This is a genomic window from Intrasporangium sp., from assembly GCF_030452765.1.
Lineage (GTDB): Bacteria > Actinomycetota > Actinomycetes > Actinomycetales > Dermatophilaceae > Intrasporangium_A.
In genome coordinates this window covers 13,070-36,415 of record NZ_JAKDLO010000009.1, presented here as the reverse complement: position 1 = coordinate 36,415, position 23,346 = coordinate 13,070, and the positions used below count along the sequence as shown (strand labels likewise).

The 23,346-nt window shown below is 70.2% G+C and carries 22 protein-coding genes; 8 read left to right on the top strand and 14 right to left on the bottom strand.

All coding sequences use genetic code 11. The annotated features are described in order from the left end of the window. Positions 1–47 precede the first annotated feature (47 nt). From rfbB to L0H79_RS02255, 3 genes are all read left to right on the top strand, one after another. On the top strand, positions 48–1,055 hold the full coding sequence (rfbB, locus tag L0H79_RS02265) for a dTDP-glucose 4,6-dehydratase (protein WP_301482918.1): 1,008 nt from the start codon (positions 48–50) through the stop codon (positions 1,053–1,055). An 87-nt stretch (positions 1,056–1,142) separates the two neighbouring features. Next, positions 1,143–1,958, top strand: coding sequence for an aquaporin Z (aqpZ, locus tag L0H79_RS02260; RefSeq protein WP_301482917.1), 816 nt, complete (start codon positions 1,143–1,145; stop codon positions 1,956–1,958). 76 nt (positions 1,959–2,034) lie between these two features. Beyond that, positions 2,035–3,024, top strand: a complete 990-nt coding sequence (locus L0H79_RS02255) for a malate dehydrogenase (protein ID WP_301482916.1) — start codon at positions 2,035–2,037, stop codon at positions 3,022–3,024. 169 nt (positions 3,025–3,193) lie between these two features. Here the strand turns inward: L0H79_RS02255 and L0H79_RS02250 are convergent, their stop codons facing one another. Then, entirely contained in the window at positions 3,194–3,907 is a 714-nt protein-coding gene (locus L0H79_RS02250; RefSeq protein ID WP_301482915.1) for a TMEM175 family protein, read from the bottom strand. Between the two features lie 78 nt (positions 3,908–3,985). Here L0H79_RS02250 and L0H79_RS02245 point away from each other — a divergent pair, with 78 nt between their 5' ends. Then, positions 3,986–4,846, top strand: coding sequence for a bifunctional methylenetetrahydrofolate dehydrogenase/methenyltetrahydrofolate cyclohydrolase (locus tag L0H79_RS02245; protein ID WP_301482914.1), 861 nt, complete (start codon positions 3,986–3,988; stop codon positions 4,844–4,846). Beyond that, the gene (locus tag L0H79_RS02240) at positions 4,843–5,118 is read left to right on the top strand and encodes a DUF3017 domain-containing protein (protein WP_301482913.1); all 276 of its coding nucleotides are present in this window, start codon (positions 4,843–4,845) and stop codon (positions 5,116–5,118) included. The genes L0H79_RS02245 and L0H79_RS02240 overlap by 4 nt, the downstream gene beginning before the upstream one ends. Positions 5,119–5,297: 179 nt before the next feature. Here the strand turns inward: L0H79_RS02240 and L0H79_RS02235 are convergent, their stop codons facing one another. The 3 genes from L0H79_RS02235 to L0H79_RS02225 form a co-directional block, all read right to left on the bottom strand. Continuing rightward, a complete protein-coding gene (locus L0H79_RS02235; RefSeq protein ID WP_301482912.1) occupies positions 5,298–6,551 on the bottom strand; it encodes an NAD(P)/FAD-dependent oxidoreductase in 1,254 nt (417 codons plus the stop codon). A 62-nt stretch (positions 6,552–6,613) separates the two neighbouring features. After that, positions 6,614–8,587 carry an ABC transporter ATP-binding protein gene (locus L0H79_RS02230; RefSeq protein WP_301482911.1) on the bottom strand — a complete coding sequence of 658 codons (1,974 nt, stop codon included), beginning with the start codon at positions 8,585–8,587 and terminating at the stop codon, positions 6,614–6,616. Further along, the gene (locus tag L0H79_RS02225; protein ID WP_301482910.1) at positions 8,584–10,470 is read right to left on the bottom strand and encodes an ABC transporter ATP-binding protein; all 1,887 of its coding nucleotides are present in this window, start codon (positions 10,468–10,470) and stop codon (positions 8,584–8,586) included. Before L0H79_RS02225 ends, L0H79_RS02230 begins: the two co-directional genes overlap by 4 nt. Positions 10,471–10,608: 138 nt before the next feature. Between L0H79_RS02225 and L0H79_RS02220 the strand changes: the two genes are divergently transcribed. Both L0H79_RS02220 and L0H79_RS02215 read left to right on the top strand, forming a co-directional pair. Continuing rightward, positions 10,609–12,378, top strand: coding sequence for a hypothetical protein (locus L0H79_RS02220; RefSeq protein ID WP_301482909.1), 1,770 nt, complete (start codon positions 10,609–10,611; stop codon positions 12,376–12,378). Between the two features lie 394 nt (positions 12,379–12,772). Further along, a complete protein-coding gene (locus L0H79_RS02215) occupies positions 12,773–13,489 on the top strand; it encodes a UPF0158 family protein (protein WP_301482908.1) in 717 nt (238 codons plus the stop codon). A gap of 107 nt (positions 13,490–13,596) precedes the next feature. Here the strand turns inward: L0H79_RS02215 and L0H79_RS02210 are convergent, their stop codons facing one another. The 7 genes from L0H79_RS02210 to L0H79_RS02180 all read right to left on the bottom strand — a co-directional run bounded on the left by L0H79_RS02210 (position 13,597) and on the right by L0H79_RS02180 (position 18,914). Next, entirely contained in the window at positions 13,597–14,904 is a 1,308-nt protein-coding gene (locus L0H79_RS02210; protein WP_301482907.1) for a CPBP family glutamic-type intramembrane protease, read from the bottom strand. 158 nt (positions 14,905–15,062) lie between these two features. Continuing rightward, the gene (locus L0H79_RS02205) at positions 15,063–16,682 is read right to left on the bottom strand and encodes an ATP-binding protein (RefSeq protein WP_301482906.1); all 1,620 of its coding nucleotides are present in this window, start codon (positions 16,680–16,682) and stop codon (positions 15,063–15,065) included. Beyond that, positions 16,679–17,356, bottom strand: coding sequence for a response regulator transcription factor (locus L0H79_RS02200; RefSeq protein WP_301482904.1), 678 nt, complete (start codon positions 17,354–17,356; stop codon positions 16,679–16,681). The genes L0H79_RS02205 and L0H79_RS02200 overlap by 4 nt, the downstream gene beginning before the upstream one ends. A 111-nt stretch (positions 17,357–17,467) precedes the next feature. Then, the gene (locus L0H79_RS02195) at positions 17,468–17,746 is read right to left on the bottom strand and encodes a hypothetical protein (RefSeq protein ID WP_301482903.1); all 279 of its coding nucleotides are present in this window, start codon (positions 17,744–17,746) and stop codon (positions 17,468–17,470) included. Further along, positions 17,743–17,994 carry a hypothetical protein gene (locus L0H79_RS02190; protein ID WP_301482902.1) on the bottom strand — a complete coding sequence of 84 codons (252 nt, stop codon included), beginning with the start codon at positions 17,992–17,994 and terminating at the stop codon, positions 17,743–17,745. The genes L0H79_RS02195 and L0H79_RS02190 overlap by 4 nt, the downstream gene beginning before the upstream one ends. Before the next feature lie 95 nt (positions 17,995–18,089). After that, entirely contained in the window at positions 18,090–18,746 is a 657-nt protein-coding gene (locus L0H79_RS02185; protein WP_301482901.1) for an SDR family oxidoreductase, read from the bottom strand. A gap of 33 nt (positions 18,747–18,779) precedes the next feature. Further along, positions 18,780–18,914 carry a hypothetical protein gene (locus tag L0H79_RS02180; protein WP_301482900.1) on the bottom strand — a complete coding sequence of 45 codons (135 nt, stop codon included), beginning with the start codon at positions 18,912–18,914 and terminating at the stop codon, positions 18,780–18,782. A gap of 466 nt (positions 18,915–19,380) precedes the next feature. Between L0H79_RS02180 and L0H79_RS02175 the strand changes: the two genes are divergently transcribed. After that, positions 19,381–20,391 carry a carbamate kinase gene (locus tag L0H79_RS02175; RefSeq protein ID WP_301482899.1) on the top strand — a complete coding sequence of 337 codons (1,011 nt, stop codon included), beginning with the start codon at positions 19,381–19,383 and terminating at the stop codon, positions 20,389–20,391. 12 nt (positions 20,392–20,403) lie between these two features. Here L0H79_RS02175 and L0H79_RS02170 read toward each other — a convergent pair whose 3' ends face one another. The 3 genes from L0H79_RS02170 to purH all read right to left on the bottom strand — a co-directional run bounded on the left by L0H79_RS02170 (position 20,404) and on the right by purH (position 23,183). Continuing rightward, positions 20,404–20,817, bottom strand: coding sequence for a PPOX class F420-dependent oxidoreductase (locus L0H79_RS02170; RefSeq protein WP_301482898.1), 414 nt, complete (start codon positions 20,815–20,817; stop codon positions 20,404–20,406). A gap of 9 nt (positions 20,818–20,826) precedes the next feature. Next, entirely contained in the window at positions 20,827–21,426 is a 600-nt protein-coding gene (locus L0H79_RS02165) for a DinB family protein (RefSeq protein ID WP_301482897.1), read from the bottom strand. Between the two features lie 164 nt (positions 21,427–21,590). Continuing rightward, positions 21,591–23,183, bottom strand: coding sequence for a bifunctional phosphoribosylaminoimidazolecarboxamide formyltransferase/IMP cyclohydrolase (purH, locus tag L0H79_RS02160; RefSeq protein WP_301482896.1), 1,593 nt, complete (start codon positions 23,181–23,183; stop codon positions 21,591–21,593). Between the last annotated feature and the right edge of the window lie 163 nt (positions 23,184–23,346).

Genomic DNA, 23,346 nt, shown 5'->3' with positions numbered 1-23,346 from the left:
TTACCGGTCTCGGTCCGCTCGCACCGGCGGATCATTAGGCTGGCCCCATGCGTGTCCTCGTGACCGGCGGTGCCGGCTTCATCGGATCGAACTTCGTGCTGCGTGCACGCGAGACCCGCCCAGAGTGGTCGGTGACGGTCCTCGACAAGCTGACGTATGCCGCTCACCGCGACTCGCTCGCCCCCGTCCTCGGCGACGGGGCGGCGGACGTGCACCTCGTGGTCGGCGATGTCGCCGACGAGGCCCTCGTCGACCGGCTGGTGGCCGAGCACGACCTGGTGATCCACTTCGCCGCCGAGTCGCACAACGACAACAGCCTCGAGCACCCGTGGCCGTTCATCGAGTCGAACATCGTCGGGACCTTCCGGCTGCTGGAGGCGGTGCGCCGCCACGACAAGCGAATCCACCACATCTCGACCGACGAGGTCTACGGCGATCTCGAGCTCGACGACCCGGACCGGTTCGTCGAGGCGACGCCGGTCAACCCGTCGAGCCCCTACTCGGCGAGCAAGGCGAGCGCCGACCTGCTGGTGCGCGCGTGGATCCGCTCGTTCGGGATCAGCGCGACGATCTCGAACTGCTCGAACAACTACGGTCCGCGCCAGCACGTCGAGAAGTTCATCCCGCGCCAGGTCACCAACATCCTGCAGGGCATCCGGCCGAAGGTGTACGGGTCCGGCACGAACGTGCGCGACTGGATCCATGTCGACGACCACAACGACGCCGTCGTCGCGATCATCGAACAGGGCCGACTCGGCGAGACCTACCTCATCGGCGCCGACGGCGAGCGGAACAACCTCGAGATCGTCGCGACCCTGCTCGACCTCATGGACCGGCCGGCCGACTGGTTCGAGCACGTGAGCGACCGGCCCGGGCACGACCTGCGCTATGCCATCGACTCGGGCAAGCTGCGACGGGAGACCGACTGGCGGCCGCGCTACGGCGACATCCGGGCCGGGCTCGCCCAGACCGTCCAGTGGTACCGCGACAACCCCGAATGGTGGCAGGCCGCGAAGGTCCACGCCGAGCAGGTGTACGCGCAGATCGGTCGGTGATTCGCAGCCGGGCCTGTCCGGTTGGTCCATTACGCTGCGAGACACGAACCGCTCAAGCGCCGTACCCGACCCATCCGGAGGAGACCGATGTACCAGCCGAGACTGCTCTCTCGTCTCTCGGTCGAGGCACTCGGTACGTTCTGGCTCGTCTTCATCGGCTGCGGTGCGGCCATCTTCAACGGCAAGTTCATGGTCCAGGCCCTGTCGGACAGCCAGCCGGTCCAGCTCGGCATCGGCCACCTCGGCATCGCCCTTGCCTTCGGCCTCGGCTACCTGACGATGGCCTACGCGATGGGGCACGTCTCCGGAGCGCACTTCAACCCAGCGGTCACTCTCGGCCTCGCCGTCTCGAACCGGTTCGAGTGGCGAGATGTCCCTGGCTACGTCGTCGCGCAGGTGCTCGGCGGTCTCGCCGCCGGGGCGGCTCTCGCAGGCCTCGTCTCATCGAAGGGGATGTCCACGACGGGCAACCTGGCCGCCAACGGGTATGGCGCCCACTCCCCCGGCGGGTTCGGGCTCGGTGGCGCGCTCGCACTCGAGGCGATCGTCACCGCGTTCTTCGTCTACGTCGTGCTCGGCACCACGAAGGACGATGCACCCCGCGGATTCGCCCCCCTCGCCATCGGTCTCGCGCTGACCGCCGCCTATCTCGTGGCGATCCCAGTCAGCAATGCCTCGGTCAACCCGGCCCGTTCGACCGCCGTGGCATTCTTCAACGGCGACGGCGCCCCGGGCCAGCTCTGGCTCTTCTGGGTGGCGCCGCTGCTCGGCGGTCTGATCGCCGGCGCGACGTTCCACTTCATCACCGGCGAGGACAAGTCGGCACTGGACGTGGACGGGTCGACCGACGACATCCGCAATGCCGAGCTGGACGAGCAGGGACAGCCCGTGCTCGACAACTGAGACCTGGCCTCGGAGCGCGCCCCCGTCGACTGATAGTTTCGGGAGGGTCCACACCGCTCCTCGTGAAGGGCCTACCGTGAGCACATCTCCAGTCAAGGTCGCCGTCACCGGCGCCGCCGGCCAGATCGGCTACAGCATCCTGTTCCGTATCGCGAGTGGCGCGATCCTCGGCCCCGAGACGCCCGTCGAGCTGCGCCTGCTCGAGATCACGCCGGCGCTGGGGGCCCTCGAGGGCGTCGTCATGGAGCTTGACGACTGCGCCTTCCCGACGCTCGCCGGGGTCGAGATCGGCGACGACGCGGCGAAGGTCTTCGACGGCGTCAACCTCGCGCTGCTCGTCGGTGCCCGCCCCCGCGGTCCGGGCATGGAGCGGGGCGACCTGCTCGAGGCCAACGGCGGCATCTTCGCCCCGCAGGGCAAGGCCCTGAACGAGGTCGCCGCCGACGACATCCACGTCGTCGTCACCGGCAACCCCGCCAACACCAACTGCCTCATCGCGATGAGCAATGCCCCCGACATCCCGGCCGAGCGGTTCTCGGCCCTCACACGCCTGGACCACAACCGCGCGATCGGTCAGCTCGCCACCAAGCTCGGCGTGCCGGTCGCCGAGATCCGCAAGATGACGATCTGGGGCAACCACTCGGCGACGCAGTACCCTGACATCTACCACGCGGAGGTCGGCGGCAAGAACGCGGCCGAGGCGGTGGGTGACCAGGAGTGGATCGCGAACACCTTCATCCCGACCGTCGCCAAGCGCGGCGCCGCGATCATCGCGGCGCGCGGTGCCTCCTCGGCGGCGTCGGCCGCGTCGGCGACGATCGACCACGCCCGCACCTGGCTGACCGGCACTGCCGAGGGTGACTGGGTCTCGATGGCGGTCCGCTCGGACGGGTCCTACGGCGTGCAGGAGGGGCTCATCTCGTCCTTCCCCGTCACGGTGAAGGACGGCCAGTGGTCGATCGTGCAAGGCCTCGATATCGACGACTTCTCCCGCGGCAAGATCGACGCATCCATGGCAGAGCTCGCCGGTGAGCGGGATGCCGTCAAGCAACTCGGCCTCATCTGAGCGCAGTCGTATGGCGTGCGCCCGCCCGCCCGCTCCCGATCGAGCGTGCAGAACCACGGATCGAGCGTGCAGTACTCCCGATCGAGCGTGCAGAACCACGGATCGAGCGTGCAGCATCCAGCGCGATCGACCGTTCTGCGGCGTGCAGGCGGCCGCGCCGGCTTCGGTCTCAGGGCCGGGTCGCCGCCGGCCGGGTCGACAGGACCCTACGGAGCACCCGGGCCAACGGCGAGGTGAGCGCGAGGACGAACAGGGCGTAGTACGCGTTGCCGCGCTGTCCCTCGGGGGCCACTGTGGCGATCACGAGTGCCACCACCAGGGCGACGGCATAGAGGATGCTCAAGGCTGCGGCCACCCCGATGCTCCGTCCCGTGGGCGGGTTGCCGGGCACCCAGGTGACCGGCCGGCGCTCGACGATGAGGTTGACCGCCAGCGCCGTCACGCTCGTGACGACGAGGGTGCCGATGTAGATGGACACGCTCGTCCGGTCGGTCCGCAGCCCCGTGATCGCTGTCGCGACGGGTAGCCAGACGATCGTGAACATCCACAGCACGTTGAGCCAGGTCATCGCCGGCGTGAGCGCGCGGACATGCTCGTACAGCGAGTGGTGGCCCATCCAGAACGTCGCGATGAGCACGAAGGACAGCGCGAATCCGGGTAGCAGGCCGCCGTGCTCGACGAGCCACTGATGCCCGGTGTGGCCTTGTCCCTCGGAGTCGATCACGCTCTCGAGCAGCGGGATGATCAGCAGCGTCAACGCGATGGCGACGACCGCGTCGGTGAAGAAGGTGATCCGCTCTGCCGAACGCAGCCCTGGAGGCGGCGATACCTCCGCGCTGTCTGCCTGTCTGCCATCGTCCGAATGTTCTGCCCTGACGGTCACCCGGGGAACGATAGCGCCCTCACGGAGCATGCCCGGGGCTGCACGTCCAATCGCGCGCGGCATGCGAGGATGGGCGCCGTGACGGCACAGATCCTCGACGGCAAGGCCACCCTCAGGGTGATCAAGGCAGAGCTGAAGGACCGCGTCTCGGCACTCGCGGAGCTGGGCGTCGTGCCCGGGCTGGGGACCGTCCTGGTCGGTGACGATCCGGCGAGCCTGTGGTACGTCGGCGCCAAGCACCAGGACTGCCTCGAGATCGGCATCACCAGCATCCGTCGAGACCTCCCGGCGACCGCGACCCAGGCCGAGGTCGAGTCCGTCATCGACGAGCTCAACGCCGACCCGGCCTGCACCGGCTTCCTCGTCCAGCAGCCGACCGGGCTCGACGAGATGGCCCTGCTCTCCCGGGTCGACCCGACCAAGGACGTGGACGGCCTGCACCCGATGAACCTCGGCTGGCTCGTGCTCGGCAAGCGTGCTTCGTTGCCCTGTACCCCGATCGGCATCGTAGAGCTGCTGCGTCGCTTCGAGGTCCCGATCGCGGGAGCCAAGGTCACCGTCATCGGACGTGGCCTGACCGTCGGCCGACCGCTCGGCCTGATCCTGACCCGCAGGTCCGAGAACGCCACGGTCACCATCTGTCACACCGGCACGAAGGACCTGGCGGCCGAGGTGGCTCAGGCCGATGTGGTCGTGGCTGCCGCGGGAGTACCCAACATCGTCACCGCTGACATGGTCAAGCCGGGCGCCGCCGTGCTCGACGTCGGCGTGAGCCGGGTCGAGGGCCGGATCGCCGGTGACGTCGCAGCCGACGTGGCGCAGGTGGCCGGCTGGGTCGCACCCAACCCCGGCGGTGTCGGGCCGATGACCCGAGCGATGCTCCTGACGAACATCGTCGATGCCGCCGAGCAGGCCACCGCTGCTCGGCTCGCTGGATGACCTTGCGCGGGAGCGGGTTCCGCCGGCTCGGCCCGTGGTGGCTCGTCGCCGCAGCGGTCGGCGCCGGGCTCGTGCTGTTCTGGCTCGGGCAGGTGCGGCTCGGCGGTCAGGCCATGGCCGGCGGCTTCGCCGTGGCAGCACTCGTCAGGGCGGTCACGACACGATCGGGCGCCGGGGGCATCGCCGTGCGCAACAAGGGCCTCGACGTGCTGATCCTGCTCGCCCTCGCCCTCGGGATCCTCATCGCCTCGGCGACCGTCAAGCTCACCTGATGACGGAGGTGGGCGCCCCGCAGCCGGGGCCGGGCGAGCCCACCCCCCAACGGTACTGGTCGCTGGGAGGGGGCTCAGCGGCATACTCCCTGGCTTGCTGTTCGCCCCCCGGCGCCCAACCTCCATGTCCGACGATACGGATGGATACGGGGATTAGGGTGCGAAATGGCCGATGTCGATCAGGATGCTGCCTCGGAGAGGTCCACCGCTAGGTCGGCCAGCTTCGTGCGGTCGACGGGTTTCCCCTCACGGATCAGCTGCTCGATCGCCGGGATCGTGTCCCACATGTTGACGTGCATGCCGGCGAGAATCCGCTCCCCGTCGAGCCAGAAGGCCATGAACTCGTTGGTCTTCGGGTCGCCGCGCAGGACGACCTCGGGCGTGACGCCACGCGGCACGTAGCCGGAGTATTCGAGCCCGATGTCGTACTGGTCGCTGAAGAAGAACGGGATCGGGTCGAAGGTGACATCCGCGCCCGCCATCGCCTTCCCGGCCGCGGCACCGGAGTCATTCGCGTTGGCCCAGTGCTCGACCCGCAGCCGGGTGTCGAGGGTCGTGCTGTACCAGTTCGCGACATCGCCTGCGGCCCAGATGTCGGGGTTGGAGGTACGAAGTTGCGCGTCCGTGACGACCCCGTTGTCGACGGTGAGCCCGGCCGCCTCGGCAAGACCGGTGTTGGGCCGGATACCTACCCCGACGACGACGGTGTCGGCGGCGATCGTGGCGCCCGAGGAGGTGACGACGCCGTCGACCGCGCCTTCGTCAGTGCCGGTGAAGCGCTCCACGCCGTCGCCGAACCGGAACTCCACACCGTGCGAACGGTGCAGGTCGGCGAACCACCCGCCGACCTCGGGGCCGACAACGGCGTGCAGCGGGGTCGGCTGCGGCTCGACGACGGTGACCTCGCAACCGTGCTCGCGGGCTGCCGCGGCGATCTCGAGGCCGATCCAGCCGGCGCCCACGATGACGACGTCGCTGCCGGCGACGAGGCGAGCCTTGATCGCCTCGCTGTCCTCGAGGGTGCGCAGGTAGAAGACGTCCTGCAGGTCGGCACCGTCGATCTGCAGGGTGCGCACGGAGGACCCGGTCGCGAGCAGGAGCTTGTCCCACCGGATGGTCGCGCCGTCGGTGAGAGTGACCGTGTGGGCCTGCGGGTCGATCGCGGTGGCCGCGTCGCCGATCCTGAGGTCGACGTGCTGTTCGTCATACCAGTCCTTGTCATGGGTGAAGACGACGTCGGGCCCCTCCTTGTCCAGCATCAGCCCCTTGGACAGGGGTGGCCGCTCGTACGGCAGGTGGGGTTCCGCGGTGACGACGGTGACCGGGCTGTCGGCGTCCGCCTCGCGGATCCCCTCGACCGCCTTGGCCGCTGCTAGACCGCCTCCGATGATCACGTAGCTCGTCTGTCCCTGGGTGCTTCCTGCGTCGCTCATAAGGCCACTCTCCCTCCGATCGTGTGCTTCCGTCGAGTCGGCCCCCCGCGATCGGCGGGTGGTCACGACGTCCAGGCACGCCAGAGAGCGGCATACTCCCCATCCCGGGCGACGAGCTGCTCGTGGCTGCCGAGCTCGACGATCCGCCCGTCGATGACAACCGCGATCCGGTCCGCGTCATGCGCGGTGTGGAGGCGGTGCGCGATCGCGACCACGGTGCGGTCGGTGAGCAAGGCACTCATCGAGCCCTCGAGGTGGCGCGCGGTGCGGGGGTCGATCAGCGAGGTCGCCTCGTCGAGCACGATCGTGTGCGGGTCGGCGAGGATGAGCCGGGCGAGCGCCACCTGCTGGGCGCGTCCCGGGGTGAGTGCGAGGCTGCCCGAGCCGAGGCGCGTGTCGAGACGATCGGGCAGGCGCATGACCCAGTCGGTCGCCTCGACCGCCCTCAGGGCCGCGAGGACGTCGTCGTCGCTCGCCCCCTCGCGGGCGAGGACGACGTTGTCGCGCAGCGTGCCGATGAAGACGTGGTGCTCCTGCGTCACGAGGGCGACCTCGGTGCGGAGCCGGTCGAGCGGCAGGCAGGTCAGCTCGACGCCGCCGACGGTGACCGAGCCGGTACGCGGAGCATGGATGCCGGCGAGGAGGCGGCCGAGCGTCGACTTGCCCGACCCCGACGGGCCGACGACTGCCAGCCGTTCGCCGGGGAACAGGTCGAGGTCGATGTCGTGCAGGACATCGTGTCCGTCGCGGTAGGCGTAGCGCAGATCGGCGCCGATCAGCTCGGCACCGGCCGGCTCGTCGACGCCCGGGGTGCGGTCCGGCAGAACGGTGGCGATGCCCAGCAGGCGGGTCGTCGAGGCCATGCCGACCTGGATGCGGTCGATCGTCGAGACGAGCATGTCGAACGGGCCCCACAGCGCTTCGGCGTAGAGGACCGCCGTGGTGATCTGCCCCAGTGAGGCCCAGCCCTGCAGGTAGCCGAGCGCGCCGATGAGCAGGACGAGGACCCGCGGCGCGCTGAACGCGAAGTCCATGACGGCGAAGAGCAGGTTGCGCAGCGTCAGCGTGTAGCGCTCGGCCTGGGCCGACACCTCGATGTCGAGGTCGCCCTGCCCGAGCCGGTGCCCCCCGATTCGGAGCGCCTCGACGGTGCGCGCGCCCTCGACGGTCTCGGTCAGGGTCGTGTTGATCCGGGAGTACGTGCCGCCCTCGGTGAGGTAGCCCTTCGGCGCGCGCTCGAGGTAGCGCCGCACCTGGATGAGCGAGAGGGCCATCAGGATGACCGACGGCAACGCCAGGACCCACGAGTTCGCGACCATGGCGACGACCGTGAGCACGACGGTGATCGACGCGACGATGGCCTCGGGCAGGGCCCACCGCACCGACTCGCTCATCGTGCCGACATCCCGGGTGACGCGGGTGACGAGGTCGCCGGAGCTCGCGCTCTCGACCCTGCTCAGCGGGAGTCGGAGGATGGCGCGCACGACGTACTCTCGGGCCGCGGCGAGCACGCCCTGGCCGAGAACCGCCGACGAGGCCTTCGCGGCGAAGGTGAAGAGCGCCTGGACGATGACCAGCCCGGCGACGAGCATCGCCATCGAGTTCGCTGCGGCGAGGGCAGCGCTCGTCTGGCCGGCCTCGACATGGGAGACCGTCTCGTCGACGAGTGTGCCGAGGTAACGCGGCACGAGCAGTCCCGCGGTTGCGGCCAGAACGTTGGCGAGGACGACGAGCACGACCCATGGGCGATGGTCCGCGAGAAGCCGGCCCATGAAGGTGACGACCTGCCGGTTCTCGGCGATCGGCAGGCCATGGTCGGGGTGCATCGTCGCCGCGACGAACTCCTTGGCCCGCCGCTCGCGGAGCAGGTGCCGCGTGCGCAGCGCCCGGGCCCGCTGCTGGGCCGTGGCGTCACGTGGTGGCCGCAGCTCGACGGGGATCGCCTCGTGAGGGTTGCATGACTCCCACGTGTCTGCCGAGGCTCGCGCGAGGGTGGCCGGCAGCGGGGAGGCACCGGCAGTCTCGACCCGGCTCACCGGACACCTCCCTCGGGCTGCGTGGTCGGTGGCTCGTCCCGGACCACCAACGAGCGGTATGCCGCTGTGCTCGCGAGGAGGTCAGCGTGCCGGCCACGAGCGGTGGCCCGCCCGGCTTCGAGGAGGATGACCTCGTCGGCGTGGTGCAGCAGGAGCGGGCTGGCCGTCATGACGACCGTGGTCCGTCCCGCACGGTGTCCGCCGAGGCGCTCGGCGATCCGGGCCTCCGTGTGGGCGTCGACGGCACTCGTCGGCTCGACGAGGACGAGGACCTCGGGGTCGGCAGCGAGGGCTCGCATCAGGACGAGACGCTGCCGCTGACCGCCGGAGAGCCCGCGGCCGCACTCGTCGAGGTGGCCCTGCCAGCCGCCGGGGAGCACGTCGAAGACGTCATCGGCGGCGGCAGTGTGCAGGGCGCGTTCGGCCTCGGCACGGGTAAGGGTGCCGTGCACGTCGATCGCTTCGCGGAGGGTGCCGGCGAAGACGTGCGGCGACGTGTCGCTGACGAGGATCCGGCGGCGTATCTCATCGAGGTCGGCCCGGCAGAGGTCGACGCCACCGATGCTGACGCCCCACGCGCGATCGGCTCGCACCTCGTCGCGGTGGGCCTGCTCGGCCCGGGCTCGGACCCTGGCGCTCCGCTCCCGGCGGGCGGCTCGACCCTTGAGCTCCTCCGGGATCTCCTCGCTGACCAGAGCGCCCTCATCGGCGGGGAGGTAGCGGCCGATCCGGTCGGCGAGCGCCGCCGAGTCGTCGGGCACGGACGAGACGACCATGGTCAGACGGCCAGGGTGGATCGTCACTCCGGACGCCTCGTCGTGGATCGACGCGAAATGCGGGAGGCGGGTCGGCGCCGCGGGGTGCCGCCACGGCGGCTGCTGCTCGAGGACCGCGATGGCCTTGCGAGCCGAGACGACCGAGCGGGTCCACTTCTGCGCGAACTCGACGAAGGTCCGCATCGGCTGGACGAGGAAGAGGCCGTAGCCGAGGAAGCTGACGAACTCGCCGATGGTCAGGCGGCCCACGGCGACCTCGCGGGTGCCCATCCAGAGCAGTGCGACCACGAACCCGCCGGAGAGCAGGACGCCGACGGACTCGACTGCGCCCTGCCACCGGCCGGCGGCCACACCGGCCTGCCGGACCCGCTGGGACTGGCCGGCGTAGTTGCCGCCGAAGGTGTCCTCACCGCCGATGCCGCGCAGGATCCGCAGGCCGCCGACGATGTCTGTCGCCATGGAGGTGAGCTCCGAGTTACGGGCCCGCTCCACGCCCTGCCACCGCTGCATCGGCCGCAGCAGCGGGGTGTCGAGGATGACGAGGAGCGGCGCGGCCACGAGGACGAGCAGACCCATCCGGGCAGAGGTCTGCAGGACGATCGCCGCGACCACGAGGTAGGCCGCGAGCTGGGCGACGGCCCGGGTGGTGATCTCCATGAGCGCGCCGAACTGGTCGCCGTCACTGCCCGAGACGGACAGGACCTCGCCGGTCGGGGTGCGCCGGGTCAGGATGTGGCCGAGCTGGAGGGTCTTGCGGGTGACCAGCTTGGTCGTCCCGTAGAGGGCGATCAGCCATTCCTTGACGATGAAGGTGTGGAAGACGATCCCGGACACCGCACCGATCACGGTGACGCCCGTGAGGACGAGCGCCCACCGGATCGTCATGTCGCTATCGCCGGCGACAATGCCGGTGTCGATGGCCCTGCCGACGATCCACGGCCCGACGGTCTGCGGCACCATCCACATCAGCGCAGCGAGCAGACCCCACCAGAACACGCTGCCCTGTGCGCGGATGACCCAGAGCAGGAACGCCCGCGGCGAGCGGGTGTCAGGCTCGTCGGCGGTCCGCTCGACATAGGCGGCAACGGGGGGCGGGAAGTCTTGCATGGCCCATCAACCCTAGGTGGCCCGGGTGACCGCGCTCCACCAGTTTTCGGGCGACCCGCTCGACCTCGAACAGTCCGTTCGGGGAGGTTGGGGTTGGATTGGGCCGCCTCGACCCCCGCAGTCGCTACAGTGCGACGCATGGTGCGTGACCCGGCGCAGGACCTTGCGCTGCTGCGGCGCTTCGAGCCGGTGATCCGCTACGTGCACGGTGAGCTCTTCCTGCCGATGTCGGTGGCCGACTACGTCGCCGACTCTCGACTCGTGGCCCGCGACGGCCAACAGGTGCGAGTGCTGGCAGAGCGGGGCAGCCTGACTCTCGACGGGCTCGCGGAGCTCGGCCTCTCCGAAGCCGATCACAACCTCTCCCTCGAACACGTCGAGGCCGCCCTGAACCGTCGAGAATACCGAGCCTGGCGGCGGCGACCCGAGCGGGAGAAGTTCCGGGCCTCAAGTCGTTTCGCAGCGGTCAGCCTGCCGTCCCGGCTCATCGACGTCGGCCTGCGGCTCACCCTCCTGCTCCGAGGCCGAGTGCCCGGTGGCTTCGCGGCCGCTGCGCACGAGGCCTACGTTCGCAGCGAGCACTACCAGCAACCGCACTACTACGCCCACGTGACGTGCGACGGCGGCTACACGATCCTGCAGTACTGGTACTTCTACGCCATGAACGACTGGCGCTCGACGTTCGGCGGTGTCAACGACCACGAGAGCGACTGGGAGCAGGTCACGATCTACCTCGTGCCCGAAGAGGTGGTCGCGACTGAGACCGCGGCACTTCGGCCCGCGTGGGTCGCCTACTCGTCACACGACGAGGTCGGAGCCGACCTGCGACGGCGTTGGGACGATCCTGACCTGTCCCGGGTGGGGGAGCACCCGGTGGTGTTCGCCGGCGCGGGGTCGCACTCCGGCTCATACCTGCAGGGTGAGTACCTCATCACGTCGGAGCTACCGTTGCCGGCCTGGTTGAGCAGGGTTTCGGCCATCTTCAAGGGCGATGGTGCCGGGCTGCTCCGTATCCCCTACATCGACTACAAGCGCGGAGACGGGGCCACGGTCGGTGAGGGCGGCGACCTGGCCTGGACACCGGTGCTGGTCGAGGACACGACACCGTGGGTCCGCAACTACTCCGGCCTCTGGGGTCTCGACACCGAGGACCCGTTCGGTGGGGAGCGTGCGCCTGCGGGCCTTCGGTACAACCGGAACGGCACGCTGCGTGCGTCGTGGGAGCGGCCAGTCGCCTGGGCTGCGCTGGACATGCTCGCGCCGACAGCCGCGGAGGCGCATGACGAGATCGTCAGCATTCGCGACCGCCTCGTCACCCGGCTGGCAGAGTCAGAGCAGCGGCTCAGTGAACGCCGGGACGTGCTGCGGGGGGCTCATGCCGCAGAGATGGCGCTGGGCATACCGAGCAACCACCCTGGCAGGCAGGTCGTGGAGCTGGATCACGAAGTCGCCGAGACCCGGCGACAGGTCGCCGAGCTGACCTCCCTCCTGGAGGGTGCCGAACGGTCCCTCGAAAGGCCCGCTCCCGTGCAGTCACCGCATGCGCACCTGCGGCATCGCGCCCTGCCGCTGGGCCAGGACCAGCTCGTCCAGGGCCGGGCGCTGCGGGTGTGGACGGCGCTGTCTGCGTCGTTGGGGCTGCTCATCCTCGGCATCCTCATGTTGGTCGGCCTTGCCTCGACCCAGGCCATCCTCTGGCTCGGCGGCGCGATGATCGTCATCGAGGCCCTGCTGCGCCGGCGCCTCGTCCCGCTCCTGCTCGGAGCCGGCGTCGTCGTGGTCGCGGCCTTCGGGATCTGGGCCATCGTCTCGATCGTGCTCGGGCACCTCGGGCAGGGGGTGGGAGTGCTGCTCATCATCGGAGCGCTCTACATGGGCCTGTCGACGCTGCGCGAGGCGACCCGCTGACTGATCGCGTCACCTCGCTACAACGTGAGCGAAGGCGGCGAGAGCTGGGTGAAGCACTCGATCGGCGGGGTCATGGGGCCGCGGCATCATCGACTTGGCCTGGGCCGGCTACCGTGCCGGCGCCATCCCCACGCTCCGCCACCCACACGACCGCACACCCGAGAGCCCGCTCGCCGAGCGGCATACCGAAGGAGTGACCGATGAAGCTCACCGAGGACGGGCAGAACGCCTGAAGGATCCGCATCAGCGTGGGCGTCGCGGCGGTGCGGTGGCGCCACTGCACGGTACGGTCACCGCACAGTTGTGCTCGTCGCGCCGGCCCCAGTAGCGCTCGGGGCGCGCATCGCCCGCCCTCGGCACCACGTTTCGTTGACGAGTGCGGTAGACAGGTGACATGGACGGTGACGAGGTCCAGCAGCTCAGGGTCACCGCACACGAGGGCGGCGACCGGTTCATCGGACGCCTGCGCAGGGTGGGCCTGTCCGAGCACTCGCTCCAACTCGTCGGCGGCGCGCTGGTGCGGGAGGTCGGTGTGGGTACGGCGGGGGCAGCGGCACTCGCCCGGGAGTGTCGCCGTCGTCTCGACGCGCGACAGTGGGACGGCGACGAGGAGCTGTCGGCCGCCCTGGCGGGCGTCCTCGGTGACGGGCCGGTGCCGCTGCTGCGCCCGCTCCCGGTCGATCTGGAGGAACTGGCGTACGTGCTGGAGTCGCAACCCGACTACCCGGCGGGCCGCATCGACCTGAGCAACGGCGACGTCCTGCCGGGCTCGGCCTTCGAGTACCTCGTCGAGACCGGGGAGCTGCCTGGCGAGGACACCGACGACTTCGACCCGGACCGGTGGCTATACATCGACTCGTTGGGCTCGAGGTCGGCATACCGGGACATGGAGTGGTTCATCGACCAGCAGGCGGACGAGCACCTGCGGGACCGCCTCGATCGGGCCATCTCCGGGCGAGGGGCCTTCCGCCACTTCAGGGACGTGCTCGAGCAGGTGGGTCTGCTCGAGCAGTGGCACGAGATCGAGAACGACTCTCAACGCGGGCGAGCCCGCCAGTGGCTGGCCGACGAGGGCTACGCGCCGGCCCCCCAGGGTCCTGACCCGGGCTGATCCGCCGCTCGGGGCCATCCGCGAAGGGCGTGGAAGGGTCACCCACGTCTCGACGTGAGTGACCCTTCCACGAAGCACACGCTCGCCCGCGCGCTCGGATGCAGTGTTCACCTTGGGGTGACGACGGGTGACTCACTGCTCTCGACGTTCGTCCAGAGCCGCCCCCCGGTGGCGACGACGAGGGCGACGGCAGCGAGGGAGGTCAGGGCCACGGTCGACCAGAAGACGCGGTGGTCTGGCCCGACGACGCCGAACCAGCTGTAGGAGGCATCGAGCGCGGCATGGGCCAGTGCGGCGACGAGCACGCTCCCCCGGCCGAGCCCAACGACAGCCGTCATCAGCACACTCGTCGCCACGACGAGCAGGAGAAAGCCGAGCACCGGTGCGCCTGCGTCGCTCCCGCTGCGGACCTGGAGCAGGGGGAGGTGCCACGCCGCCCAGACAAGGCCGAGCACCAGCGAGGCGTGCCACGGGCTCCACCGGGCAAGGAACCGTGGCAGGAGCACACCGCGCCAGGCCAGCTCCTCGGTGAGCAGGAAGACACCGGTGCCGGTGACGAGATAGCCGAGCGCCGGGCCGGCTGCCAGGACCTGACCGGTCGGGTCACCGGCCCCGAGAGCCCTCGCGGCGCCGACGGCGCTCGCACCGATGACGAGTGGAGCGAGCAGCGCGGCGGCATATGCCCGCACGGGAACCTTCCAGCGGGTGACGCGGGAGGCCAGGTCGCGCAGCCCCGGTCGCCCGAAGCGCCAGGCGACGACGGCAACCAGGGGTAGGAACATCGACCACAGGGCTGCCCCTTGCGGGAGACGCCAGCCGATGAGGCCGGCATCGTGGGCGATGGCCGAGAACCAGAAGGCCCATGGGGGCAGGAAGGCCGCGAGGAGAACCGCGGTGAGGTCCGCGGACGACCTCGGGCGGACGCGGTCGGGTGCAGAACCGGATCGACGGGTTGGCTCGTCAGTCTTGGCGTCGCGGACGGCGCTGTGCCAGGTGGCCCACGACATCGCGCACTCGACCTCCTCGATGGTCGAGACGGACGCAACCGCCCCGGCGGAGCGCGCAGACACCGTGACGGCGTGTCGTGCGGTGAGGGCGATGACGACGTGGCTCTGGGCGAGGTCTGCGATCAGCGCCAGTGGCCCGGCCGTGACCGGCACGTCGAGGTCGACGATGACGACGTGCCGCCGCCGGTCGTGGGCGAGCAGGTCACGGGCCTCGATGCCGGAGGCGGCCCGCCCGGTGAGCTCGAGATGCGCTGTCGCAGTGACGATGGCGGACAGGGCTGTGCGGATGCGGTGGTCGGCGGCGACGACGAGGACCGGAGTGAAGGGGCGGTCAGAGCCCGAGGGCGCGATGCTCGTCGGGTTGGTGGTCGGACGCGATGGCTGGGTGGTGGTGTCGAGAATGGTCATGACCAGACCTCCGGGTCAACTGGCTGTGGGGTTCCCTGACACCAACCAGGTTCGCGGACAAGGGCATTCGGCCGGATCGGCCGATCATCCCGGTTGCCTCGGGATCTTCGGCCGATCCCGTCTCGGCCGAATGACGTAGGACCGTGGCGGCCCCCGGCTCAGCGGAGGGGGACCGACACCGACACCGTCGTCCCGCGACCGGGCCGAGACGTGGTGGTGAGGGTGGCACCCATCGACTCGGCCCGCTCAGCCATCGTGTGCAACCCGAGGTGACCCGGATACGACTGACCCGCGTCGAAACCCCGCCCGTCGTCACGCACTGTCACGAGGAGCGCCGCGCCATCGGTGCTGACCGAGAGACCGACGTCGATCCGGCTTGCCTCGGCGTGCTTGACCGCGTTGTGGACCGACTCCAGGACGAGGCGATAGAGATGCTCCTCGACCTCGGGCGCAAGGCCCGTCACGTCGCCCTTCGCCTCGACTCGCACGGTGAGCCGCTCCCGCGACGAGATCGCCGCAGCCTGCTTGGTCAGGGCCGAGGCCAGCCCCTCCTCGGCGAGCGCATCGGGTCGCAGCTCGAAGATGAGGGCCCGCATCTCGGCCAGGGCGCCCTGCGTCAGGGCCCGCAACTCGGCTACTTGGGTCGCAGCCGGGTGGTCCGCCAGCCCGGTCGCTTCGAGATGACGGGCGGCGGCGGCCGAGTGCAGCGTCATCGAGAAGAGGGCCTGGCTCACAGAGTCGTGCAGGTCGCGGGCGATCTGGTGGCGCGCCTCGAGCTCGGCCGCCTTGCTACCGGCGGCGAAGAGCTCCGCGTTCTGGGCGGCCACGGCGGCTTGGTCGGCGAGCGCCACGAGGTACTGCTCGTCATCGGAGTCGAGCTCGGTGCCCGGGTCGAGGTAGACGTGCAGCTCCCCGAAGGAGAGCCCGGAGGCAATGAGGGGAACGATGACGAGCTCGTCCCAAGTGGCGGTCACGGCATACGGGCGCAGCGCCTCGAACGCAGGGTTGTCGAGGACGACCTGCCGCATCCCATGCCGGCGGATCACTCGCGGTCCCTCCGGCGCACGGACAGGCATATCGTCGCGCGACCAGGTCTGCGCGATCGCATCCGCCAGTCCCTCCCCCAACGCCGGGTCGGCGTGCGCGACGGCGGCCCGCTGGCCGGACGAGTCCCACGACACGACGGAGGCGCCATACGCGCTCGTCGTCTCACCGACGGCCGAAACGATCCCGGACAGGATCGCGTCCAGTGGCTGGTCGAGGGACATGGCCGTGGCGACGCGGGTGAACGTCGCGACCCTGGCCTGGAGCCGGCGCAGCGAGAGCACTCGGTCGGTCGCGTCGGTGACGATGTCGACGACCCCGACGATGCGACCGTCCTCGTAGAGCGGCGCGAAGACGACGTCCCAGAACGTCTCGCGTCCCGGGATGGCGATGCGGTGTGCCGCCTGGCGGATGACCTGGCCGGCCAGAGCGGCATCGACGAGGGCCTGCACCGACTCCTCGTTGCCTGGGATGAGCTCGTTGAGGGTCACGCCCGGCGAGGTGTAGTCGGGGCCGACGCCGAGGTAGTGCTCGTAGAAGTGCGTCCAGGTCTTGTTGCACCGCTGCAGCCGCAGGTCGGTGTCGAAGACCGCGACCCCCATCGGGGCACGGTCGAAGAAGAGCTCGACGAGCTGGTCCTCGACGCTCTTCGTCGCGGCCTCGGCAGGCTCGATCAGGGGCATGGTCGGCATCGAGGTCGAACGAAGCGTCCTCTGGTCGTCCGGGGTGCTCACGTCGACTCCTCGACGAGGCCTTCCCGGACGGCCCACAGCGCCGCCTGGGTGCGGGAGGAGAGCCCGAGCTTGCCGAGGATGTTCGACACATGGGTGCGGGCGGTCCGCTCCGCGACCCCGAGGCGCCGCCCGATCTCCCGGTTCGTCACGCCGGTCGCGACGAGCACGAGCACCTCCCGCTCGCGCGTCGTCAACTCGTCGGCCGCGCTGCGCGGAGTGCGAAGAGAGGTGGTCAGAGCTTTGGCGATGGCTGGGTCGAGGTGCATCTGGCCCGCCGCAGCCGCCCGAACTGCCGCAGCCACCTCCTCTGCCGCGGCATCCTTGAGCAGGTAGCCGCTCGCTCCCGCCTCGAGGGCTGCGCGCACGGTCTCGGTCTCGGTGAACGACGTGACGACGACGACCTCGACAGCCGGCCAGCGGGACTTGACCTCTCGGGTCGCACCCACGCCGTCCAGTCGTGGCATCCGCAGGTCCATGAGCACGACGTCCGGCAGCATGCCTTGGCCCTCGAGGACGGCGATCTGCTCGAGCGCGGCACGGCCGTCGGCGGCGTCACCGACCACCTCGATGCCCTCCTCTGTGCCGAGGAACGCGACGAGGCCGGCCCGCACGACGCGGTGGTCATCGACGATCAGGACACGCAGGACATCGCCGTCCGGGGTGTCGAGAGCCATGCGGCTATTGTGCGGCCGGGCGGTCACCAGCGCACCATCTGCCGGGTGCCATCTCCCGCGTACCGGGGACTTGTGCACTGTCGATCAGGACTTGTGCACTCTCGATCACGTCTACTTCTCGGCCAGCGCGTCGAGCCCATCGGCGGCGGCCAAGGCGTCGAGTCCGTCTCCCACGCAGATCGTCTGCGCCGCAGGGGCGCTCGCACCGGAGGGGAAGACGTCGAGTCGTTCGGCGAGCAACCGCTCCTGCGGGGAGAGCAGCTCCCAGCTCCAGTCGACGACGGCCCGCAGCGTCTGGTGTCGCGGCAGGGTCGCCCGTCTGGATGGCCAGGGGCATGCCGTCGAGCCGCCGGACGACCTCGATGACGGGAGCCACGGTCGCCTCGTCAAGGGCGAAGTCGGCGCGCAGCGCGGAGGTGCGGTCGACGAAAAGGGACACAGCGGCATACGTGCTCGCCTCGGTGGCGCTTGCCCCGACGGGAGGGAGCGGGTGCTGCGCGCAGGATCTCGTCGACGAGGCGGGCTGCGCCGCCGATGACGTGCTCGCAGTTGTCCACGACCAGGACGGTGCTGCGGTCCTCGAGCTCCTCGACGAGCCGGCTCGTCGTGTCTCGGCTCTGTCGGCGCGGATGGTCCATGACGCGCGCCTCACGCAGGTCGAGGGCGGCGAGGAAGGCCTCGGGGATGGCTGCCTCGGGCCCGTTCGGGCAAGGGCGCGGGGTGGTGGGCAGTCTCAGGCCGGATAGGACAGCTGGGCTCGCCAGCTCTCGTCGGCTGTCATGGCGGCGGCGAACAGCGCCTCCGCGACACGGTCCGGTGCGAGGGCCGGGCTCGCGCCCAGCGTCCCGCGGACGGTCAGGGACATCGCCCGGATGCCGTCCGGCGCCAGCGTCGCGTCGAGGCTGCGCACCAGGTTGCGCAGCCCGGCCTTCTGCACGCCGAGGGAGCACGCCTCGTTCCACGGTTCGTCGGCCGCGACGCTCCCCGTTGCCAGTACGCGCGCCCCGGACGACATGAACGGACGGGCTGCCTGAACCGCAGCGAGCAGCCCGCCGACCCCGACGCGCACATCGTCGAGCAGCTCGTCGACGCCGAGGTGCAGCGGGTCCTTCTGGCGGAAGACGCTGGGGTTGTAGTGGAGCACGTCGATCCGACCGTGGTGCTCGCCGAGCCGCCGCACGGCAGCGGCGAGGGCCGTGGCGTCGGCGATGTCGGCCGGCGCCCATCCCGTGATGATCCCGTTGTCTCCCAACGTCGCCCCGAGCTGCTCGAGATGCTCACGTGAGCGCGCAACGAGCCCGACCCGGAACCCCTCCGACCCGAATCGTCGCGCCACCGACATCCCCACGCCAGGGCCGACACCGATGATGACCACTACTCGCTCGCCCATGGTCCCGACCCTACGCCCGGGCGACATGGCGGCTCAGTCCAGCAGTAGGCCAGGCCGGATCGTGACGTCGAACGGCCGCGTCGCGCGCAGCTCCTCGTCTCCTGCCACGTGCGCCATCAGCTCATAGGTCCCGGCCCGGAGCTCCCAGGCAGTCAGCTCGAGGGTCACCGGGTCGACCACCCAGTAGGACGGGCAACCCGATGCTTCGTAGCGCGCGCTCGCTTGAGGTTGAGGTCTATGAGCCGGGTGCTCGGCGAGAGCACTTCCACGGCGAGCAGTACCGCGAACGGCGCGATGGCCACTTTGAACGGGCGCGGACACGCGTCGTCGAGCACCTCGCCAACCGGAACGCGACCCCTTGGTGCCCGAGCGAGGGCGCCGGCGTCACGACGAGCGCCCCGTCGATGAGCTCGTAGCGGTGTCCGTCATCCGGCATCGCATCGAGGTCGCGCCACGTGAGCGGCCGGGACCGCGGCAAGGTCGTCACAGTCATCATCGTGCCCTTTCTCCCTCATTCCGCCACGGCTGCCCGATCCTCCGACTGGCTCGACCTCGAGCGGACGGTTCGAGGGCGGCAGCGCCTGCGGCTCCATAGGCTCGGGCCCACAGGGTCGGCAAGCACGAGGAGGCAGGCATGAGGGTGCTCGTTGCGCTCGGCGGCAACGCCATGACCGGACCAGACGGCAGCGCGAGGCCGCAGGCGCAGTGGGAGGCCGTCACCGGTGCCATGGAACATGTCGCCGAGCTCGTCAGGGCCGGCCACGACGTCGTCCTCACTCACGGCAACGGCCCCCAGGTCGGCAACATCCTCGTCCAGAACGAGTTCGCCGCCCACGTGGTCCCACCGCTGCCGCTCGACTGGTGTGGGGCGCAGACGCAGGGAACGATCGGCTACCTGATCCTCGTCGCGCTCGAGTCGGCCCTCGCCGGGCGCGGCGTCGAGCGGCCCGTTGCGGCGATCGTCTCGAGGACCCTCGTCGACAGTGCCGATCCAGGCTTCGCCCGGCCCAGCAAGCCGATCGGGCGCTACCTGCCACTGGCCCTGGCCCAGAAGCTGATCGACCACGGCGAGACGTGGGAGGACCGCGGCGCGAAGGGATGGCGTCGGGTCGTCGCGAGCCCCGAGCCGCTCGAGATGCTCGAGGCACACACGCTGCGCACGCTCCTCGACGCGGGCTACCTCGTCACTGCGGCAGGCGGCGGCGGGATCCCCGTCGTCCGCACGCCCGACGGCAGGCTCGTGGGGGTCGACGCCGTCATCGACAAGGACCTCACCGCGGCCCTGCTCGCCGAACGGCTGCACGCCGACGTCCTCGTCCTCGCGACCGACGTCGAGCACGCCATGATCGGCTACGGCAGCCCGCATGCCCGCCCGATCGGGCGCGTCAGCGTGGGCGAGATGGAGCAGTATGCCGCTCAGGGACACTTCGCGTCCGGCTCGATGGGCCCCAAGGTCGAGGCAGCGCTGCGCTTCGTGCGCGCCGGAGGTCGCTCCGTCATCACCGCCGTACACCAGATCACCGCCGGGGTGGCCGGCGCGGTCGGCACCGTCATCGACGGTGCGCCGACCAGCCCAGCACGACCCACTCCACCCGAACGAGAGGACAGCCATGGGGACACGCCGATCGAAGGCCAGCCGGCCTGACCTCACGCCGCGTCACAGTCGGCCGCTCGCGCGCTCCGGCATGATCCGGATGACGACGCGCTCGTCCTGGACCATGGCCTCGCGGTACTCGTCCCAGTCGGGATGCTCGCCGGCGATGGCGCGGTAGACCTCGACGAGCAGGTCGAGGGTGCCCGGCCGGGACTGGTCGATGACCTCCGCGGTGCCGTCGACCTGGACCCACTGGCCGTAGAACTGGTCGTTGAGGACGAGCAGGGAGACCTCGGGGCTGCGACGGATGTTGCGCACCTTGGCGAGCATCGCGCGGCTCGAGATGACGACGGCGCCGTCGATGACTCCGGCGTTGAGCGGCGACATCTGGAGCGACCCGTCACGGCGGCGCGTCGCGAGCACTGCGTGGCTGTTGTGCGTGATGAACTCAAGGGCCTCGGCCGTCGTCAGCGCCATGTCTCCAACCTATGCCTCCGGCGTCAGTCCACCGAACCGACGAGCGATTCTCTCGAGCCGATCACGGTACGCGCCCCACCAGTCACCTTCTGTACTGGGCAGGTTGGCGTTCGACCTGCGGAATCCGGCTGAGCCGTCGATCGTCTCTCGGACGATGTCGGCATGTCCCGCGTGGCGGTGGGTCTCGGCGACGACATGGACCAGCAGGGTGTGCAGGGTCGGATGGCGTCGCTCTTCGGGCCACCACGGCACCTCGCCTCGCCGGTCGAGGGGGACTGCCGCGACGGTCTCGTCGGCGTGGGCCCACACCCGGCGGTAGAGGTCGACGACATCCGCACGGGACTCGTCCGCGGTCGCCCACATGTCCGCGTTCGGTTCGGGCCGGTCCATCCACGGCATCGGCTCGGGGAACGGCCGCCCCACCACGAAGCCGAAGTAGCCCGACTCGACGCCGGCGAGGTGCTTGACGAGGCCGAGCAGGTTGGTCCCCGTCGCAGTGAGCGGGCGGCGGACGTCATACTCCGACAGCCCGTCGAGCTTCCAGAGCATCACGTCCCGACCGGTCTGCAGGTAGGCCGTCAGGGCTTGCTTGAGATCGGCATCGCTCATCGCTCGATGGTCGCACGGCGCCAAAGGCCCGCGCATCAGCTGCCCTGACCAGCTCACGAGCAGCCGTCAGCCTCGATGGTTGCAGCCGTCGATGTTGGCAACTGCTGGGCGTGTTGCGGGCTGAAGGCCGTACGCGCTGCACCGGCGCCCGATGGGCAGCGTCGTCAGTGCGCGAAGTGGCGCGTGCCGGTGAAGTACATCGTCACTCCGGCCCCTTGGGCCGCCTCGATGACCTCCTCGTCGCGGATCGACCCGCCCGGAGCGACCACGGCGCGCACGCCGGCGTCGAGCAGCACCTGCAGGCCGTCGGCGAACGGGAAGAACGCATCGGACGCGGCCACCGCGCCGCGGGCCCGCTCCTGACCTGCGCGCTGGACGGCCAGATGCGCCGAGTCGACCCGGTTGACCTGGCCCATGCCGATACCGACCGATGCGCCGTCTCGCGCGAGCAGGATCGCGTTCGACTTGACGGCCCGAACCGCCCGCCAGGCGAACTCCAGGTCGCGCAACGTCGTCTCGTCCGCACCCTCCCCCGAGACGAGAGCCCACCGCGACGGGTCGTCGCCACCCGGCCCATCGCCGGCGAGGACGGCGTCGATCGCGTCTCGCTGCTGCATGAGCAGCCCGCCCGACACCGGACGGGTCTCGATGCCGCCCGGGGTCTGGGGTGCGACGACGAGCAGACGAATGTTCTTCTTGCCCTGCAGGATCTCGAGGGCCTGGGATTCGAACGAGGGAGCCGCCACGACCTCGGTGAAGATGCCCTTGACAGTCTGCGCCATCTCGATCGTCACCTCGCGGTTGGTCGCGATGACCCCGCCATAGGCCGACACGGGGTCGCACGCGTGCGCCTTGCGGTGCGCGTCGGCGATGTCGGCGCCGACCGCGATCCCACATGGGTTGTTGTGCTTGACGACCGCGACGGTGGGTTGGTCGCCGTGGTCGTAGGCTGCCCGGACCGCGGCGTCGGTGTCGAGGTAGTTGTTGTAGGACATCTCCCTGCCATGCAGCTGCTCCGCCTGGGCGAGACCAGCTCGTGGCTGGAACCCATTGGTGTACAGGGCTGCCCGCTGATGTGGGTTCTCCCCGTAGCGGAGTGTGTGCGCCTTGTCCCACGTCGCCCCGGCCCACGCCGGGAACCCGTCGCCGTCGCTCAGGTCGCTGACGACGCTGCCCATCCACGAGGCCACGTGCACGTCGTACGTCGCCGTGTGGACGAACGCCTCGGCCGCGAGCCGCTGCCGCTCGCCGAGCGTGAAACCGCCCGACCGCAGCGCACCGACGACCAGCTCGTATGCCGCCGGGCTCGTCACGACGGCAACGCTCGCGTGGTTCTTGGCCGCTGCGCGCACCATCGAGGGACCACCGATGTCGATCTGTTCGATGCACTCGTCGGGGCTCGCGCCCGAGGTGACCGTCTCGGTGAACGGGTAGAGGTTGACGACGACGAGGTCGAAGGGCTCGACGCCGAGAGCGGCGAGCTGCTGGACATGGTCGGGGTTGCGCGTGTCGGCCAGGATCCCAGCGTGCACCTTGGGGTGAAGCGTCTTGACCCGACCGTCCAGGCACTCCGGGAACCCGGTCAGCTCCTCGACCTGGCTCACCGGCATGCCCGCTGCGGCGATCACCCCGGCCGTCGAGCCGGTCGAGACGATCGCGACGCCGGCTTCGGCGAGGGCCCGGGCCAAGCCTTCGAGACCGGTCTTGTCGTAGACGGAGACGAGTGCGCGCCTGATGGGACGGGGGCCGTCGGACATGTGCTGACTCCTGCGCTGTAGGGGGTGGTGCAGTGAGAGCACCCAGGCGGGTCGATGCTCCCGATGTCACTCCCTGGTGGTGTCCCACCTGCGCCAGTCGTGTCCTCAGGGTAGCGACCCACGGGCGGGTTCGACATGCCGGGCCGGGGCCGGGATGCGGCGG